Origin of the sequence: Novosphingobium aromaticivorans DSM 12444, assembly GCF_000013325.1 — a bacterium.
In the GTDB taxonomy this organism is placed as follows: domain Bacteria; phylum Pseudomonadota; class Alphaproteobacteria; order Sphingomonadales; family Sphingomonadaceae; genus Novosphingobium; species Novosphingobium aromaticivorans.
On record NC_007794.1, the window covers coordinates 3,334,543 to 3,350,403 of the forward strand.

Here is a 15,861-nt window from a genome sequence, read left to right on the forward strand (position 1 = left end):
GAAAGGACGTTTGGCCCCATGACTACCGAAATCGAAACCAAGGCCGATCCGCTGGCCGGATCGTTCGACATCGTCGAGCGCCAGGACGCGCACGACGCCGAACTGGCGGCGCTTCGTTCAGAACTGACCGAAGTGAAGGGACGGCTGGAGAAGGCGGGCCGCCTTGCGCTTCGCGCACCGCTGGCGGGCGGCGAACCGGGCGGCGCGGCCGATGCCGGATTTGTCGACGGCTATATCCGCCACGGTCGCGAGACCGAGCTGAAATCGCTTTCCGGCGCGGTGGCGGTGGATGGCGGCTATGCCATTCCGCAGAAGATCGACGAGATGATCGCCCGCCGCATGGTCGAGATCAGCCCGATCCGTTCGATCGCCAATGTGGTCCGCACCGGCACTTCGGGCTTCCGCCGTCTCGTCTCGACCGGCGGCACCGCATCGGGCTGGGTCAGCGAGACCGGCGCCCGTCCCGAAACGGCAAGCCCCAAGCTGGCCGAAATCGCCCCGCCTTCGGGCGAGCTTTACGCCAATCCTTCGGCCACGCAGGCAATGCTCGAGGATGCAGCCTTCGACGTGGAAAGCTGGCTGGCCGGCGAGATCGCGACCGAGTTCGCACGGGCCGAAGGCGCCGCCTTCGTCAGCGGGACCGGCACGAACCAGCCCAAGGGCTTCCTTGCCGCAACGACGAGCGCCGCAGGCGACAGCAGCCGCGCCTTCGGCTCGCTCCAGTTCATCGGTTCGGGCAACGCGTCGGGCTTCGACACCACGCCGGAGGCCAAGCTCATCGACCTCGTGTGCCAGCTCAAGGCACCGCTGCGCCAGGGTGCAGCATGGGTGATGAATTCGACCACGCTGGCCGCCGTGCGCAAGCTCAAGACCGCGGACGGAGCGTTCCTTTGGCAGCCGGGCATGGTCGAAGGACAGCCGGACCGCCTGCTCGGCTATCCTGTGGTCGAGGCCGAGGACATGCCCGATGTCGCCGCCAACCAGTTCCCGATCGCCTTCGGCAACTTCCGCGCGGGCTATCTCGTCACCGATCGCCGCCAGACCACGATCCTGCGCGATCCCTATACCAACAAGCCCTATGTCCAGTTCTATGCCACCCGCCGCGTCGGCGGCCAGGTCATGGACAGCGACGCGATCAAGCTGCTGAAGATCACCGCCTGACCTCCCGGCGGTGATCAATCCGGACGCGCGGCCCCGTGCCGCCGCGACCGGCCGGCCCGTGGAAGTCCCCCTGCTTCCACGGGCCACCCCCTTTTCCATTCACCATCACCGGAGATTGCCATGATGCGGGCAATTGTCGCACCGCCAGCCCTTTCTTCGGCGGCGCTCAACGAATTGAAGGCCTGGCTGGGCATTACCCGCAGCGCCGACGACGCCGAGCTTGGCGCGCTGCTGCGCGCCGCACTCGATGTGTGCGAGGGATTCATCGGCGCGGCGCCGTTGCAAATGGGCTGCGAGGACACGCTGGTCGCCAGCGGCCTGTGGCAGGAGCTTTCGGCCCAGCCGGTGCGTGCGATCACCGCGCTTGCCCTGATCGACAATACCGGAACGCGCACCGCGCTTGGCGCGGGCGAATACGAGTTCGACATCGATGCCGAGGGCCGCGGGAGGGTGCGTCTTGCGCGACCTGCCGACCAGACGCGCATGGTGGCGACATATTCGGCGGGTCTGGCAAGCGACTGGACGGGCCTGCCCGACGCGATCCGTCACGGCATCCTGCGGCTCGCCGCGCACCAGCACCGCGCCCGTGACATCGAGGGCAAGGCGGCGCCCCTTCCCCCGGCTGCAGTCGCGGCGCTGTGGCGGCCCTGGCGGCGGATGCGCATCGCATGATCGAGGCGCGCGCCGACACGGCAGGGCTGGCGCGCCGGCTCGAGGACAAGGCGCGGACGCTGGCAACGGCGCGCGCGGCAATGGCGGCGCGGCCCAACGATGCCAGGCGCTGGCGCGTGGCGGGCCTGCTTTGGCCGCTGTTCGGCAAGGAGTAGACCGATGGAGATAGCATTCCGTGCCGCCCTGATCGACTGGCTGGCAAGCGATCCGGCGCTGGCTGCCTCGCTCAACGCCGTGGTCGAGGAAGCACCATCGCGCACCGCCCTGCCGTGGCTTGCGCTGACCACCAGCGCCAGCACGAACTGGGGCACGAAGACCTTGGCCGGGCGGGAGATCCGCGTCGCGCTGGAGCTGAACTTCCGGAGCGACGATCCGCTGGGCGGCGCGGCGCTAGTAGCCGCGATCGAAGCCCGCGTCGAGGGCATGCCGGCGGACCAGTCGGTGGCGGGCTTCCGCATCGCGAGCATCGGACTGCTCAAGGCACGGGCCGAACAGCGCGGCGAGGCGTTGCGCGTGGTCCTGCTCGAATTCAGGGCGCGCGTGCTCGCCGCCTGACCTTTCCCATCATCCAAGGAGACATGACATGGCGGCCCAGAAGGGAAGCGCATTCCTGCTGAAGATCAGCGATGGCGCAGCGACGCCCACCTACAACACCGTAGCGGGACTTCGCACCACGCAGATGTCGATCAATGGCGAGGCCGTGGTCATCACCAGCAAGGATTCGGGCGGATGGCGCGAGCTGCTGTCCGGGGCCGGCACGCGTTCGGTGACGGTGAGCGCGGCAGGCATCTTCCTGGGAAGTGCCGCCGAAGCGCAGGTACGCGCCAATGCGCTGGGCGGGACGATCGCGGACTACGAACTGTCGTTCGAGGGCGGCGAGAAGATGCGCGGCAAGTTCCTTGTCCAGCGGCTCGACTACTCCGGCGATTTCAACGGCGAGCGCAACTACACCATGACGCTCGAAAGCTCTGGCGTGGTGGCACAGGCATGATGGCGGACCAGGCGAACCCCCACCGGGGCGAGGCCGTGCTCGTGATAGCCGGACAACCGCTGGTGCTGAGGCCGACGTTCGGCGCTCTGGTGGCGGCCGAGGAAGAGCTGGGCCCGCTGTTCGCGCTCGTCGAGCGGGCAAGCGCGGGGCAGTTGCGGCTTGGCGAAATGGTCGCGCTGTTCTGGCATTGCCTGCGCGAACGCACCGGACTTGAGCGCGCGGATTTCGGCGACGCCGTGGCGCGCGAGGGTCTGGCGGCGTGCACGCCGCCGCTGCGCGCGCTGATCGTGCAGATCCTGAAGGGCGGAAGGTGAGCGACCGTTTCGGGGCGGCGGCTTCGCGGCATTCGGCCCACGCGGCGCTGCTTCTGGGCTGGTCGCCGCAGACCTTCTGGAGCGCGACGCCCGAGGAAATGGGGGCCATCCTGGGCGCGCTGCGCGGCGATGGCGAGGCCGGGACAATCGACCGCGGCACTCTCGACAAACTGATGGAGCAGGACCGTGGCGGATGAACTCGACACGCTGATGATCGACGTGCGCGCAAACACTTCCGCCTTCGTGGCGGACGTCGCGCAAATGCGGGGAACATTCGATTCCATACTGGTCGACGGTTTCGGCAGGGCGGGAGACACGCTGGAGCGTGGCCTGCTCGGCGCGATCAGGCGCGGGTCGCTGGGGTTCGAGGACCTCAGGCGCGTTGCACTTAACGTGGTCGGCGACATCGCCGCGCAGGCGGTGAGCGCAGGGCTTGGGTCCATCGGACAGGCGGGCGGTACGGGAGGGCTGGGCGGAGCGGTCCTGGGGCTTGGCAGCCTGATCGGATCAATCTTCGGCCTGCCGGGGCGGGCGACCGGAGGACCGGTGGCCCCAGGGCGCGGGTATCTGGTGGGAGAACGGGGGCCGGAGCTGTTCGTGCCGACGTCCGCCGGGCGGGTCGAACCTTCGGCGGCAACCGGGCGGGGAAGAGACGTCAACGTCTCGATCCGCATCGTCTCGCCGCAAGGCTCCAACCAGCCCGAAACCCTTCGACGCTCCGGCAAGCAGGTGGCCCAAGCGGTGCGCCGCGCACTCAGCGACTTCTGATCCAGCGAAAGGAACGGCCATGAGCCATTGGCTCGCCAAGCGCCGAACGGTGCAGCAGACCGACATGATCCAGCGGTTCGACCCGCGCTTCTGGACCGTGAACTTCCCGCGACCGGCGATGGCCTCGGTCGTGACGACAGCCGCTGATGCCATGCGCGTCGACGTGGTGTTCCAGAAGGCAGACGACCTTGTCGGCCTGATCTGGGAATCTGAGGACAGGTGGGACCATCCGCTGCTCGCCTACGAAACGCGGCAGGACTATTCACGGCTGACGTTGACCTTTCGCTGGCGCTCGTCAGGCATAGTCGCGCTCAACGCTGTCAATGGTCCGACGCTGACAATCGAGGGCCGCGATGCGAGCGGCACGGCACGGGCCTGGTACGTCCGGCTGTGGAACTATGCAGACGGATCGCCGACCGATGCGCTGATCAGACTGCCGTTTTCGGACCTTGCCGGTGGTTTCCTGCTGCCGTCGGAGGCGGACCCGGTCCACCCCGCTGACATCGACCGCATGTTCATCTCGCTCGTCCCGCCGGGTTACGCGCCGGGCAGCGACGCGGCCTATGCAAATGCGGTCGAGGGCTGGGCGGAACTGTCGGACATCCACTGCGAAGGGCATCGCCCGATGCTCGAGATCGGTGACGTCATGGTGCCACCGCATGGCCTGGCGATCTGCACCGGCTATGACGATGCCTACAACCTGACGCCGGCGCGTGTCCTGCGGCAGGTGCGCGGTCTGGGGTACCGCGGGAGCATCAACCACTACATCGGGATGAGCCATTTCTTCCCGCTGGCACCTGATGGCGTGGGCGGCTTCGTCGTGGACGGGGCGTTGCCTGCAATGAACGCCGCGGCGAAGGCGTGGCAAGAGGCGTTCTTCACCGACGCCTGCGCGATGGGATATACCGTCATCGCCTCCCAGTCCTACGAGTTGCTGGCACAGCATTGCCCCGATGCCTGGCAGCAACGTGCCCAGGATGGAACGCCCGCGAGGACGGGCTGGTCGCCGCCATCGGCGTTGCTGTCGCCGGCCAATGCCGAGGCCATGGCATGGGTACGCAAGGTCGGTGTCGAACTCGTTGCGCTGCTCAAGGCGGCGGGGTTACCTGTACGCCATCAGGTGGGCGAGCCGTGGTGGTGGGTGACGGCCGACCGCAGGATCTGCATCTACGACAACGCGGCAAAAGCGGCGCTGGACGGCGACCCGGTGGACATTCCCGATCTTGGCGCGCCGCTGACGGCGGCGCAGAAGAGCCTGCTCGATGCGGCGGGCACCATCCTTGCGCAATCTACCGCGGATCTCGCCGAGGCGGTCCGAACCGCCGCCGGGGCCGCAGGAGCGGAGACGCTGCTGCTGGCATTCCTGCCGACGGTGCTTGACCCCGCCACCCCCGACGCGCGGCGCGCCAACTTGCCGGTCGGCTGGGCCAGCCCCGCATTCGATGTCCTGCAATTGGAGGACTATGACTGGGTCACGACGGGCCGGCAGTCGCTGCGCGACGAAGGCAGGCGCATTGCCGAGGAACGCCTGGGCTACCCGCGCGACCGCCAGCACTACCTTTCGGGATTTGTCCTGACTGGAACGAACGCCGCAGTCGAATGGCCGAGGATCGATGCGGCAGCAAGCGAAGCCGTCGCGCTTGGCGTTGCGGAAACCTTCATCTGGGCACTGCCGCAGGTTTCCCGAGACGGCTTCGTCCGGCTTCCCGAGCCAACCGGAGACAACCCCATGCAATCCTTCGATGACGTCCTGTTCCCCCTGTCGCTCGGCCGGGATGCCTCCGTCACGCCGGAATTTTCGACGAACGTGACGATCACGGCTTCGGGTTTCGAGCGACGCAACAGCCTATGGTCGGACGCGCGACTGCAATTCGACGTGGGACCTGGCGTCCGTTCCGAAGCGGAGCTTGGTGAACTGATCGCCTTTTTCCGCGCCCGGCGCGGACAGGCCCGCGGGTTCCGCCTGCGCGATCCGTCCGACTTCAGTTCCAACGGCATGACCGGCACACCCACCCCTACCGACCAGATCCTCGGGACCGGCGACGGGGCAACAGCGCGCTTCGCACTGGTCAAGCGTTATGGCGACAGCGAGGATGCCCAGCGGCGCCGAATCACCCGCCCGCGCGCCGAAACGCTGCGCGTGAGCATCGACAATGTGGAAACCGGCGACTTCACGCTGGCGCCGCTTGGCTACATCACGCTGGCCAGCGCCCCACCCTCCGGTGCAGTCGTGCGCGCGGGTTTCCTGTTCGACGTGCCGGTGCGCTTTGCCGAAGACCGCATCGATATTTCGGGCGCGGAGTTCGCGGCCGGAGAAGCGCCGAGCGTTCCGCTGGTCGAACTGCGAGAAGACGCGTGACGCGGGCCTGGTTCAGCCAATCGCTCGAGACGGTGGCGATGTGGTGGCGGATCGAGCGGTGCGACGGGGTTGCGCTGGGCTTCACGAGCCATGACCGGGACCTGGTGCTGAACGGCCTGCGCCATCGCACGGCGCCCGGCATGGTTCCTTCGGCGATCCGCAAGTCCGCCTCGCTCGAAGCCGACACGGCGGAAGTTGCCGGCGCACTGGCGCATGACGCCATCAGCGAGGCCGATCTGGCGTCGGGGCGGTTCGACGGCGCGCACGTGACGGTGGGCCTGGTCGACTGGGAGACGCTGGAGACCGAGACGCTTTTCGCGGGCTCCATCGGCGCGATCGGGCGCGAGGGCGACGCTTTTTCCGCCGAACTCGAATCCGCCAAGCAGCGGCTGGCGCGCGAGGTCGTCCCGCGCACGTCCCCTACCTGCAGGGCAGAATTCTGTGCGGAGGGATGCACGCTGTCCGCCGCGCGATTTTCGCACGAGGCCATGCTGACCCAGGCTAGCGCAGACCGCCAGTGGATCAAGATCGATCAAGCTGGATCGCCGGCGCGGTTCGAGTTCGGCTGGTTGCGTCCGGTCGATGGGCCCGATGCCGGGGCCACGCTGCGCATCACGGCGGTGGACGACGGATGGCTGGTGCTTGAGCGTCCGTTGTCCGCGCAATCGCTCGTCGGCCTGCGGCTGATCGTGCGTGAAGGTTGCGACCACACGATCGCGACCTGTGCTTCCCGATTTGGCAATGCGGTCAACTTCCAGGGCGAACCCTACCTCCCCGGCAACGATCTGCTGACGCGCTACCCGCCGGCCAACGCATGAACGAGGATCTCGCAAAGGCCGCGCTCACGCTGGTGGGCGCGCCATTTCGCCTGCATGGCCGCGACGTCTCGACCGGCCTCGACTGTATCGGCGTGGTGGCTGAGGCCATGCGATTGACTGGCAGGGCACCCGACGTACCGGAAGGGTACAGCCTGAGGGCAGTCTCGCTCGCGCGGTGGATCGGACATGCGAGGCGGAGCGGACTGGTCGAGGCCGATCGCGACGGCGATGTCGTCCTTTGCATGACCAGTCCCATTCAGCCCCACCTGCTGGTCACGGCACCGGGGGGCTTTGTCCATGCCCACGCCTCTCTTGGGCGGGTGACCTTCCTGCCGGGTGCGATTCCCTGGCCCGTCGCCCGGCACTGGCGGCTTCTTTCAAAGGAATGCTGATCGTCATGGCAACGCTCATTCTCACGGCCGTCGGCACGGCCCTCGGTGGCCCGCTTGGCGGCGCGATCGGCGCCCTGCTCGGACAGCAGGTGGATTCCGCCATTGTCGGCGGGCGCAAGGTCGAAGGCCCCCGGCTCAAGGAGCTTTCGGTCCAGACATCCAGCTACGGATCGTCGCTGCCACTGCATTTCGGGCGCACACGAGCCGCAGGCAGCGTGATCTGGGCAACCGAACTGGTCGAACACAAGGAAAAGTCGGGCGGCGGCAAGGGGCGACCTTCGGTCACCAGCTACAGCTATACCGCATCGTTTGCCGTTGCCCTGGCCGGTCGCCCCATCTCCGGAATTGGCCGGGTGTGGGCGGACGGAAACCTTCTGCGCGGGGAAAGCGGCGACCTGAAGGTCGGCGGGACCATGCGCATCCACACCGGTCACGGGGATCAGGCAGCCGACCCGCTGCTGTCCCAGGCCGAGGGAGCGGCCATGAACCCGGCCTATCGCAACACCGCCTATGTGGTGTTCGAGGATCTGGAGCTTGCCGACTACGGCAACAGGCTACCGTCGCTGACCTTCGAGATCATCGCCGACGACGCGCCGACTTCGGTCGCGAGCATCATCGCATCGCTCCTGCCGGACGCCGATGTGCAGGAACTTGTCGGTGAGACCCTCCCCGGCTTCAGCATCGACCAGGGGACGGCCTCGGACGTGCTGGCAGTGCTTTCCGATCTGTCACCTCTGAGCTGTGCGGTGCGCGAGGAAACGGTGACGTTTCGCAACGCGGACGAAATAGGGTCCGCGTCGCTGCCACTGCTCCCGCTGCCGACCGCTGGCGGGGAGCGTGCCGATGACGCGAAGATCGAGGGCTGGTCGCGCAAGCGGCAGGCGCTGCCGGCCGCCAGGCAATGCGTCGTGCGATACTATGACACCGCGCGGGACTATCAGCCCGGCCTGCAACGCAGCATCGGCCGCAACAGTCCCGGCGACGTCCGTTCGATCGAGCTTCCCGCCGCGCTCTCAGCGACGCAGGCCCGCTCCATCGCGGAGCGTTCCGCGCGCCGCCTGACCGTGCCGGGTGACACGATGCGCTATCGCATCACGGAGTTGGACCGCACGTTCGAGCCGGGTGCGTTCGTGAAGGCGCAGACCGGCGATGAGGTCTGGCGGATCGACGAATGGGAATGGCAGGCCGATGGCCTGATGCTCGGGCTGTCGGTTGTGCCGGCCCGGTCCCAGTCGGCGAGCGCGGCGGACCCAGGAAGGTCGAACCAGTCGGCCGATGTCCTCGCAGTCCCCACGCGGATCACCGCCTTCGAGATTCCCTGGAACGAATCCGATTCGAGCACTGCTGCAATCGTGCGCGTTGCCGCGACTGCAGCGACATCTGCCTGGTCCGGCGCGGCGCTTTACTGCCGGCAACTCGACGAGACGCTTCAGTCGCTCGGGTCAACGGGGCGCCAGCGGGCGATTGCGGGCGTTTCCGCAACCACCCTCGCCGCGGCCTCGCCGCTCCTGCTCGACACGACCGGGACAGTCGACGTGGAGCTTGCCTCGGCCGACTTCGTACTGGGCAATGCGACCTGGGCACAATTGATGCAGGGTGCGAACACCGCCCTCCTGGGCGGCGAATTCGTGCAGTTCGCAAGGGCCGAACGCGTGGCGTGGGCAACGTGGCGGCTTGGCGGGCTCCTGCGGGGGCGAGGCGGCACAGAGCACGCGGTTGCGACCCACATCGTGGGCGAGGCCTTCGTGCTGATCGACGAGAACCTCGTTGCGCCCGACCTGTCTGGGATCGACACCGCCACGGCAGAGATAATTGCCATAGGCCGCGGCGACAACGAGGCGGCATCCAGCGCCATCCTGAACACCGGCCTTACGCTTCGGCCGCTGATGCCGGTGCACGGCAAGGCCACTCGGACGTCCGACGGCGGAATCGAGCTGCAATGGGTGCGCCGTGCGCGCGGAGCCTGGACCTGGCGCGACGAAGTCGACGTTCCGCTCGATGAAGGCAGCGAGCAGTGGGAAGTCGCCTTCTCCCAGGGCACGTCGGCGCTGCGCGTCTGGCTGACGGACGAGAGCACGCTGCTGATCGATGCGGCGATGGCGGACGAACTGGCGCTTGCCCCGGATGGAACCTTCCTGGTGCGCCAGGTTGGTCGCGCCGCGATGTCGCTGCGCCTTGCCATTCCCTTCCCCGCCTGACCGGCCAGACCGAGAGGAACACCATGAGCGACCCCATCACATATTCCACCATCACGCCGCGGCTCGGCCTGCCCATGCTCTTTGCGGGGCAATCGCAGAAGGAAACCACGGTCAACGAAGCGCTCTGGCAGATCGACATGCTGGTTGGCGGGGCCATCGAGGGCGAGCTTTCGAGCCCGCCGGCCTCGCCACTGGCAGGCCAGGCCTGGCTGGTCGGGGCCTCGCCCACCGGGGCATTCGCCCATCATGAAGGCGACCTGGCCGCTTGGACCGACGGCGGGTGGCGTTTCATTTCTCCAGCGCCCGGCCTTCGCGTCCATGACCGTACGACAGAGGCGATGCGCTTCTACGACGGAGTGTGGAGAATTGGCACGAGTCCGGCTCTTCCGACGGGCGGGAGCGTAATCGACACCGAAGCGCGTGCCACTATTGCCGCACTAGTGCAGCTACTTGCAGAAATCGGCATTATTTCCGCAACCTGACTGGAACCAATTGGCACGGTTGGCATTCCAACGGCACATGAGGGCGCAATCAACTGACGAATTGCATCTAAAAACGGTCTCAATCCGTTGTTTTTATGCAACACTCAGGGGGTTTGTCCGCTTGCATGACCACTTTGGAACCGGTAGACAACCTGCACGACGTGGCATGATGTCGCTAAAAGGGGAAACGATAATGCGGAAACTGGTCCTGGGCGTTGCCTTGGCATCGAGTGCCTTGGCCTCGCCGGCACTTGCGCGGAATGATTCCTGGTACGTCGAAGCCGATGCCGGCGCGATGATCCTTGAAGATTCGGAGTTCAAAGTCGACGGTGTCGACGCTGCTGCCATCCTCGACAGCCACACCGGCTACGATTTCGGTGGTATTGTCGGTTACGACTTCGGCGGCTTCCGCCTGGAAACGGAAGTCGGCTATCGCCGCGCCTACAACCAGGAAGTCGACATTGCCGGCACCGTCTATACCAAGCCGCAAGGTCATGCTGACGCCCTCAGCTTCATGGTCAACGGCATGCTGGACTTCGGTCCGGACGATGGCATGCAGGGCTTCGTCGGTGGCGGCGTTGGCGTCGCTCGCGCGAAGTACTGGATCAACACGCCCGGCGGCGAGTTGAACGATTCCGACACCGGCTTCGCCTGGCAGGCCATTGCCGGTATCCGCGTCCCCGTTTCGGACAGCGTGGACGTCGGCCTGAAGTACCGCTTCTTCAACGCCGACAAGGTGGATCTGGTCACGGATGGCGGCGATTCGGCCCGCACCCGTTTCCGTTCGCACTCGCTGCTCGGCACGCTGACCTTCAACTTCGGTGGCGCTGCCCCGGTCGAGGAAACTCCTCCGCCGCCCCCGCCGCCCCCGCCGCCCCCGCCGCCTCCGCCCCCGCCCCCGCCGCCGGCTCCGGTCTGCAACAAGGGTCCGTACATCGTGTTCTTCGACTGGGATAAGTCGGACATCACGCCGGAAGCAGCGACCATTCTCGACAACGCCATCACGGCATACGGCAACTGCGCCAGCGTTCCGATCATGCTTGCCGGCTATGCCGACCGTTCGGGCACCGTGAAGTACAACCAGGGCCTGTCGGAGCGCCGCAACGCTTCGGTTCGCTCGTACCTCACCACGCACGGCGTGCCGGACGGCTCGATCACGAGCCAGGCATTCGGCGAAAGCAACCCGCGCGTTCCGACCGCCGATGGCGTTCGCGAACTTCAGAACCGTCGCGTGGAAATCACGTACGGTCCGGGTTCGGGCATGTAATCTCGATTACTGCCGAAAACGATCGAGGGGCTGGAGCAATCCAGCCCCTTTTTCGTTATGGTTCCGGATCGACACGGCTCCGGAGACCAAAGCATGACAATCAAGCTTCCCCTTTCGCTGACGGTTTGCGCATTGACGCTTGGCGCCTGCACGACCATCGATCGCGACGAGGCTCCCCGCGTCCTCGCCCGCGCCGCGCTGGCGGATGCGAACGGCCGGAGCGTCGGCTCGGCAAAGATCGAGCAGACCGGACTGATCGTTCACCTTAAGGCTACCGTCGAAGGCCTCTCGCCGGGGGAACATGGCATCCATCTGCACACCGCCGGGAAGTGCGAGGCGCCGTCGTTCGCAACGGCCGGCGGGCACCTCAACCCGTCAGCGCACCAGCACGGCACGCTTAATGCCGCAGGCCCTCATCTGGGCGACTTGCCCAACATCGCGGTTTCCGCAAGCGGGACCGGCTCGCTCGACGTGCCCCTGAAGGGTTCGTCTGCCGAAGTTCTGGCCCAAGTCCTGGACGCGGACGGCACGGCCGTTGTCGTCCATGCCGGCCCCGACGATTACAAGACAGATCCGGCGGGCAACAGCGGCGGACGCATTGCTTGCGGCGTTCTCGTCAGCGAGGCGCGCTGAGGCTCCGACAGTAGACCTAGAGCGGCTCTCCGGCGGCGCGGGCGCGGGCGATCAGGCCCGCTTGCGCAGCCGGGACGCTGCGGATCGCCACGAGCAACAGGACCAGGCCGACTGGCGCCGCCACAAGCGTGGAAAGAACGCCAGCCGAGAGGTTGTCGGCATTTGTCGCGGAAACGTACCCCGCCATGAACGGGCCGAGCGCGAGACCTACCAGGGTCGTTGCCAGAAAGAATGTCGCCGTCGCCGTGCCCCTCATGCGGGGAAGCACCAGGGACTGGCTTGTCGCGGCGGCCCCTCCCAAAGCGCTGCTCGACATCACCTGAGCGACGAACGAGTAGACGACAAATGCCGCGAAACTGTTGGTGGTGAATGCACCGATCAGCGGCAGGATCGCTGCAAGCAATCCGAAAAGCGTGACGTAGAGCCGACCCGCCGCAACGCGGGAATGGAGGTAGTCCGCAATCCGTCCACCAAGGATCACGCCGAGGAACCCGGCGAGGGCGCCCGGCGCACCGATGAACCAGCCCAGCTCCGCCTTGGCTATGCCGAACACGCGTTCTGCATAGGGCGCCGCCCAATATGACGAGGCATACGAGGTGAAGGCCACCATCCCGTAACCGAGCGTAGTGCAGATGAACGCCGGGGACGCCCAGATCACGCGAAAGGTGGGCAGATCGCGCGAGCGCAGCGCGCTGGCCCAGCTGAATACCGCGTAGACACCAATGCCCACGAATATCCATTGCTGCCTGGTTGTAACGCCAAGAACACCGGTCAGGATCTGGATCGCGGCGAAGATCACTCCTGCCGCCACGAGATTTGCCACAAGCGCCGAAGCGCCCCGCCGCGCCGCGCCTATGACGGTGAAGGGCGGGATGACATTGGCAAGCTCTGCAATGAAGCCCCGGAACGGCGCTTCCGTGGTGGGCGTCGCAAGCCCGTCGATCGCGCCGCGGATAGGCTCCCGGATCGTCGCGACCCAGAGCGACAGGGCAAGGCCCGGCAATCCCACCGCCATGAAGGCCGCCTGCCAACCGACCAGCCCCATCGGACCGCCCCCCGGATAGGCTGCGTTCCACTGCTCGACGATGAGCCCCCCGACCAGCAGCGAAAGCCCGCCGCCCAGGAACAGGCCCGAGGAATAGATCGCCAGGGCCGTGGCGCGCAGGCGTTGGGGAAAGTAGTCCGATATCAACGAATAGGCGGCGGGGCTCGCCGTTGCCTCCCCTACACCGACCCCAATGCGCGCAACCGTGAGCTGGACTCCGCTCCGCGAGAGGCCCGACACGGCCGTCATCGCCGACCAGACGGCGAGGCCGATGCTCATAAGCCGCACCCGGTGCCAGTTGTCTGCCAGTCTGCCCAGCGGAATGCCGAACAGCGAATAGAATACCGCGAACGCCGTCCCATACAGGAAACCGAGGTCCGCGTCGGTAAGCGACAGGTCCTTCTTGATATCGTTGGCGAGGATCGAAAGGATCTGCCGGTCGACGAAGTTCAGGATATAGACCAGCACCAGGACGCCCAGCACGTACCAGCTATAGGCCGTGGCCTCCCCACCATTCTCCTGCTGCGTGGTGCTGTCAGCCGCCGCCGTACCGGGTTCCGTCATTCAGGCCTGCCTCTTCAAATCCCGCGCGCCTCAGTCGACAACTGTCGCAGACACCGCAGGCTCTCCCATCCGGCAGGGGATCGTAGCAAGACCAGCTATCGCCCGCCTCGAGCCCCAGTCGCGCCGCTTCGCGCGCAATTTCCGATTTCTTGAGGTGCTGGAGCGGAGCATGGACGGTCACCGTGCCGCCTTCGCTGCCCACCTTGGTGGCGATGCGGGCCAGATCTTCGAAGCCCGCCACGAATTCGGGCCGGCAATCGGGATAACCCGAATAATCCAGCGCGTTCACGCCGATGAACAGGTCCTTGGATCCCGCAGCTTCCGCCCAGGCCAGCGCCAGCGAAAGGAAGATCAGGTTCCGGGCCGGCACGTAGGTCACGGGAATGTCGTCACCCACGCCGTCCTTGGGAACCGCGATGTCCGCCGTCAGCGCCGAGCCGCCGAACTGGCGCAGGTCCAGCGGCAGGATCACGTGACGCTCGACGCCGAGACGGGCAGCGATCGCCCTTGCGGCATCCAGTTCCACACGGTGGCGCTGGTTGTAGTCGATCGTCAGCGCCAGGACCCGGAAGCCCTGCTCCTGGGCCAGTCCCGCGCAGACCATCGAATCGAGGCCTCCCGACAGCAGGACAACGGCAAGCGGAGCATCTGGTGCAGGTGAATTCGACGGCATCGCCAATGGGCTAGCCGCGCCGTTGCGGCGATGCAATGGTTTCGGTTGAACCTTTCGCCTCTCAGCGCCCGCAGGACGCCACGCGCCGCGCCTCGGCCGCGAAATTGAACGGGAGGCCGTTCTCGATTCCCTGCGTCTCGAGCTGCACGAGCCGCGCGTTCTCGAACCGCAGACGGGTCCGGCCATAGCCCTTGCCCGGGCACGTATACTGCACCGTGACAGCGCCCGGACCGTCCTCGATGACGAACTGCCTGCAAGTCTCGGCGGCATGACGGATCTGGATCAGCCGACGGCCGCTGCCAGCGCATAGCCGCGTCTCGTTGCCAGTCTCGTCGCGCGGATGGATCGCCCACAGTCCGGGCTCAAGCCTGTCCAGCATGGCGAGCGAAGGGCCTTCGGCCAGACCTGCGGTGGCCGCGAACCCCGCGAGCAAGCAGGCCAGCGAACCCACCGCGCGCACCATCAAACCGGACTGACGGCCCTTGAAAATCATCTCGCGCTTCTTGCACCCCCGCGACGCACACCCTGTGCGCTTGCTCACGGGTCAGTGCTATACCACCGCGACAGGGGCGATGAAACGCCCCGCTGGCGCGGCAGGCAGAGAAACGGCTCCGGATTTTTACCTAGAGGTCGATCTCGAACTCGCGCGAGCAGAACGCGCAGTCGACAATGATCAGCCCGTCATCGTTCTTCATGTCCGCGCGTTCCTCGGCCCCGAATCGCGAAAGCACGTCGCGATAATGCTCGACTGTGCAGCGGCACCCGCGGCTCAGGACAAGGCCGGGTTCGGCCCGGATTTCGCGCTCCTCGTGGAACAGTCGCCAGACGATGCTTTCAAGATCGAGCGCCGGATCGACAAGTTCGGCCTCCTTGACCGACGCGCCAAGGATCGAGACATGCTCCCATTCCGGATGATCAAGCTGCACGTGCAGCCGCTCGCGCCCTTCCTCCCCCTCGGGCAGGTGCTGAAGCAGAAGCCCGCCCGCCACGCAGCCAGCCGGCGTGTTGCGCACGCCGACACGGATCAGCGATGGCACCTGCTCGGACTGCATGAAGTAGCTCTCGCACGCCTCGGCAAGTGAGTTGCCTTCCAGCGGAACGACGCCCTGGTAGCGCTGGCCCGTGGCGGCAAGATCGAAGGTGATTGCCAGATATCCCTCGCCGAACAGCGAGAACAGCGACGGCGTCGGGCCAAGCTCGTCCAACCTCGCGCGGTCGTGGCGGACATATCCGCGAAGCTCGCCGTTGCGATAATCGCAGACGAGCAGGTCAACCACGCCGTCCTGCGTCTGTGCCTGGAGCGTGAGCTGCCCATCCTGGTCCTTGAGCAGCGAGCCGAGCAATGCGGTCACCACCAGCGCCTCGGCCAGGATCTGGCGAATCGGGGCGGGATAGGCATGGGCCGAAAGGATGGTGTCGAGAACCGGCCCGAGCCGGACCGCGCGCCCGCGGGCGTTGCGATCCGGCAAGGTGAAATGCAGCACCCGGTCGAACCCGGTGGAAGGCTGGACCTGTTCGTTCAAT

Annotated in this window: 19 protein-coding genes; 15 read left to right on the forward strand and 4 right to left on the reverse strand. The window is 66.5% G+C overall.

Translation table 11 applies throughout. From position 1 onward, the window contains the following. Window positions 1-18 precede the first annotated feature (18 nt). The 15 genes from SARO_RS15855 (at window position 19) to SARO_RS15925 (ending at window position 12,055) form a co-directional block, all read left to right on the forward strand. Window positions 19-1,161: a phage major capsid protein gene (locus SARO_RS15855; RefSeq protein ID WP_011446761.1), complete on the forward strand. Its 1,143-nt coding sequence runs from the start codon at window positions 19-21 to the stop codon at window positions 1,159-1,161. Window positions 1,162-1,281: 120 nt separating this feature from the next. Continuing rightward, complete coding sequence (locus SARO_RS15860) at window positions 1,282-1,833, forward strand: head-tail connector protein (RefSeq protein WP_011446762.1); 552 nt, start codon at window positions 1,282-1,284, stop codon at window positions 1,831-1,833. Next, a complete protein-coding gene (locus tag SARO_RS15865) occupies window positions 1,830-1,988 on the forward strand; it encodes a hypothetical protein (protein WP_157042454.1) in 159 nt (52 codons plus the stop codon). The genes SARO_RS15860 and SARO_RS15865 overlap by 4 nt, the downstream gene beginning before the upstream one ends. A gap of 4 nt (window positions 1,989-1,992) precedes the next feature. Further along, window positions 1,993-2,388, forward strand: coding sequence for a DUF3168 domain-containing protein (locus SARO_RS15870; protein ID WP_011446763.1), 396 nt, complete (start codon window positions 1,993-1,995; stop codon window positions 2,386-2,388). A 28-nt stretch (window positions 2,389-2,416) separates the two neighbouring features. Beyond that, window positions 2,417-2,824: a phage major tail protein, TP901-1 family gene (locus SARO_RS15875; RefSeq protein ID WP_011446764.1), complete on the forward strand. Its 408-nt coding sequence runs from the start codon at window positions 2,417-2,419 to the stop codon at window positions 2,822-2,824. Then, a complete protein-coding gene (locus SARO_RS15880; protein ID WP_011446765.1) occupies window positions 2,824-3,138 on the forward strand; it encodes a gene transfer agent family protein in 315 nt (104 codons plus the stop codon). Before SARO_RS15875 ends, SARO_RS15880 begins: the two co-directional genes overlap by 1 nt. Continuing rightward, window positions 3,135-3,335, forward strand: coding sequence for a phage tail assembly chaperone (locus tag SARO_RS15885; protein ID WP_041550524.1), 201 nt, complete (start codon window positions 3,135-3,137; stop codon window positions 3,333-3,335). Before SARO_RS15880 ends, SARO_RS15885 begins: the two co-directional genes overlap by 4 nt. Further along, a complete protein-coding gene (locus tag SARO_RS15890) occupies window positions 3,325-3,906 on the forward strand; it encodes a hypothetical protein (RefSeq protein ID WP_011446767.1) in 582 nt (193 codons plus the stop codon). The genes SARO_RS15885 and SARO_RS15890 overlap by 11 nt, the downstream gene beginning before the upstream one ends. 19 nt (window positions 3,907-3,925) lie before the next feature. Then, complete coding sequence (locus tag SARO_RS15895) at window positions 3,926-6,265, forward strand: DUF2460 domain-containing protein (protein ID WP_011446768.1); 2,340 nt, start codon at window positions 3,926-3,928, stop codon at window positions 6,263-6,265. Further along, window positions 6,262-7,083 (forward strand): DUF2163 domain-containing protein, encoded by an 822-nt coding sequence (locus SARO_RS15900; RefSeq protein WP_011446769.1) that lies wholly within the window; start codon window positions 6,262-6,264, stop codon window positions 7,081-7,083. The genes SARO_RS15895 and SARO_RS15900 overlap by 4 nt, the downstream gene beginning before the upstream one ends. Next, window positions 7,080-7,475: a hypothetical protein gene (locus SARO_RS15905; protein WP_011446770.1), complete on the forward strand. Its 396-nt coding sequence runs from the start codon at window positions 7,080-7,082 to the stop codon at window positions 7,473-7,475. The genes SARO_RS15900 and SARO_RS15905 overlap by 4 nt, the downstream gene beginning before the upstream one ends. Window positions 7,476-7,480: 5 nt before the next feature. Beyond that, entirely contained in the window at window positions 7,481-9,673 is a 2,193-nt protein-coding gene (locus SARO_RS15910; RefSeq protein ID WP_041551364.1) for a phage tail protein, read from the forward strand. 23 nt (window positions 9,674-9,696) lie between these two features. Next, window positions 9,697-10,155 carry a DUF2793 domain-containing protein gene (locus SARO_RS15915; protein ID WP_011446772.1) on the forward strand — a complete coding sequence of 153 codons (459 nt, stop codon included), beginning with the start codon at window positions 9,697-9,699 and terminating at the stop codon, window positions 10,153-10,155. A gap of 193 nt (window positions 10,156-10,348) precedes the next feature. Then, the gene (locus SARO_RS15920) at window positions 10,349-11,422 is read left to right on the forward strand and encodes an OmpA family protein (RefSeq protein WP_011446773.1); all 1,074 of its coding nucleotides are present in this window, start codon (window positions 10,349-10,351) and stop codon (window positions 11,420-11,422) included. A gap of 93 nt (window positions 11,423-11,515) precedes the next feature. After that, the gene (locus SARO_RS15925; protein ID WP_143004940.1) at window positions 11,516-12,055 is read left to right on the forward strand and encodes a superoxide dismutase family protein; all 540 of its coding nucleotides are present in this window, start codon (window positions 11,516-11,518) and stop codon (window positions 12,053-12,055) included. A gap of 16 nt (window positions 12,056-12,071) precedes the next feature. On the opposite strand, the gene SARO_RS15930 is transcribed toward SARO_RS15925, so the two are convergent. The 4 genes from SARO_RS15930 to SARO_RS15945 form a co-directional block, all read right to left on the reverse strand. Next, complete coding sequence (locus SARO_RS15930; RefSeq protein ID WP_011446775.1) at window positions 12,072-13,664, reverse strand: spinster family MFS transporter; 1,593 nt, start codon at window positions 13,662-13,664, stop codon at window positions 12,072-12,074. After that, window positions 13,636-14,337: a 7-cyano-7-deazaguanine synthase QueC gene (gene queC / locus SARO_RS15935; RefSeq protein WP_011446776.1), complete on the reverse strand. Its 702-nt coding sequence runs from the start codon at window positions 14,335-14,337 to the stop codon at window positions 13,636-13,638. Before queC ends, SARO_RS15930 begins: the two co-directional genes overlap by 29 nt. A 61-nt stretch (window positions 14,338-14,398) precedes the next feature. After that, a complete protein-coding gene (locus SARO_RS15940) occupies window positions 14,399-14,830 on the reverse strand; it encodes a hypothetical protein (RefSeq protein WP_083760994.1) in 432 nt (143 codons plus the stop codon). Window positions 14,831-14,960: 130 nt separating this feature from the next. Beyond that, window positions 14,961-15,860, reverse strand: a complete 900-nt coding sequence (locus tag SARO_RS15945) for an Hsp33 family molecular chaperone HslO (protein WP_041550527.1) — start codon at window positions 15,858-15,860, stop codon at window positions 14,961-14,963. Window position 15,861 lies beyond the last annotated feature (1 nt).

Excerpts from the sequence above, each read along its gene's own strand:
- SARO_RS15880 (WP_011446765.1), top strand. The coding sequence starts at position 2,824 with ATGGCGGACCAGGCGAACCCCCACCGGGGCGAGGCCGTGCTCGTGATA.
- SARO_RS15920 (WP_011446773.1), top strand. The coding sequence starts at position 10,349 with ATGCGGAAACTGGTCCTGGGCGTTGCCTTGGCATCGAGTGCCTTGGCC.
- SARO_RS15895 (WP_011446768.1), top strand. The coding sequence starts at position 3,926 with ATGAGCCATTGGCTCGCCAAGCGCCGAACGGTGCAGCAGACCGACATG.
- SARO_RS15860 (WP_011446762.1), top strand. The coding sequence starts at position 1,282 with ATGATGCGGGCAATTGTCGCACCGCCAGCCCTTTCTTCGGCGGCGCTC.
- SARO_RS15925 (WP_143004940.1), top strand. The coding sequence starts at position 11,516 with ATGACAATCAAGCTTCCCCTTTCGCTGACGGTTTGCGCATTGACGCTT.
- SARO_RS15940 (WP_083760994.1), bottom strand. The coding sequence starts at position 14,830 with ATGATTTTCAAGGGCCGTCAGTCCGGTTTGATGGTGCGCGCGGTGGGT.
- SARO_RS15930 (WP_011446775.1), bottom strand. The coding sequence starts at position 13,664 with ATGACGGAACCCGGTACGGCGGCGGCTGACAGCACCACGCAGCAGGAG.
- SARO_RS15875 (WP_011446764.1), top strand. The coding sequence starts at position 2,417 with ATGGCGGCCCAGAAGGGAAGCGCATTCCTGCTGAAGATCAGCGATGGC.
- SARO_RS15865 (WP_157042454.1), top strand. The coding sequence starts at position 1,830 with ATGATCGAGGCGCGCGCCGACACGGCAGGGCTGGCGCGCCGGCTCGAG.
- SARO_RS15915 (WP_011446772.1), top strand. The coding sequence starts at position 9,697 with ATGAGCGACCCCATCACATATTCCACCATCACGCCGCGGCTCGGCCTG.
- SARO_RS15910 (WP_041551364.1), top strand. The coding sequence starts at position 7,481 with ATGGCAACGCTCATTCTCACGGCCGTCGGCACGGCCCTCGGTGGCCCG.
- queC (WP_011446776.1), bottom strand. The coding sequence starts at position 14,337 with ATGCCGTCGAATTCACCTGCACCAGATGCTCCGCTTGCCGTTGTCCTG.
- SARO_RS15905 (WP_011446770.1), top strand. The coding sequence starts at position 7,080 with ATGAACGAGGATCTCGCAAAGGCCGCGCTCACGCTGGTGGGCGCGCCA.
- SARO_RS15870 (WP_011446763.1), top strand. The coding sequence starts at position 1,993 with ATGGAGATAGCATTCCGTGCCGCCCTGATCGACTGGCTGGCAAGCGAT.
- SARO_RS15855 (WP_011446761.1), top strand. The coding sequence starts at position 19 with ATGACTACCGAAATCGAAACCAAGGCCGATCCGCTGGCCGGATCGTTC.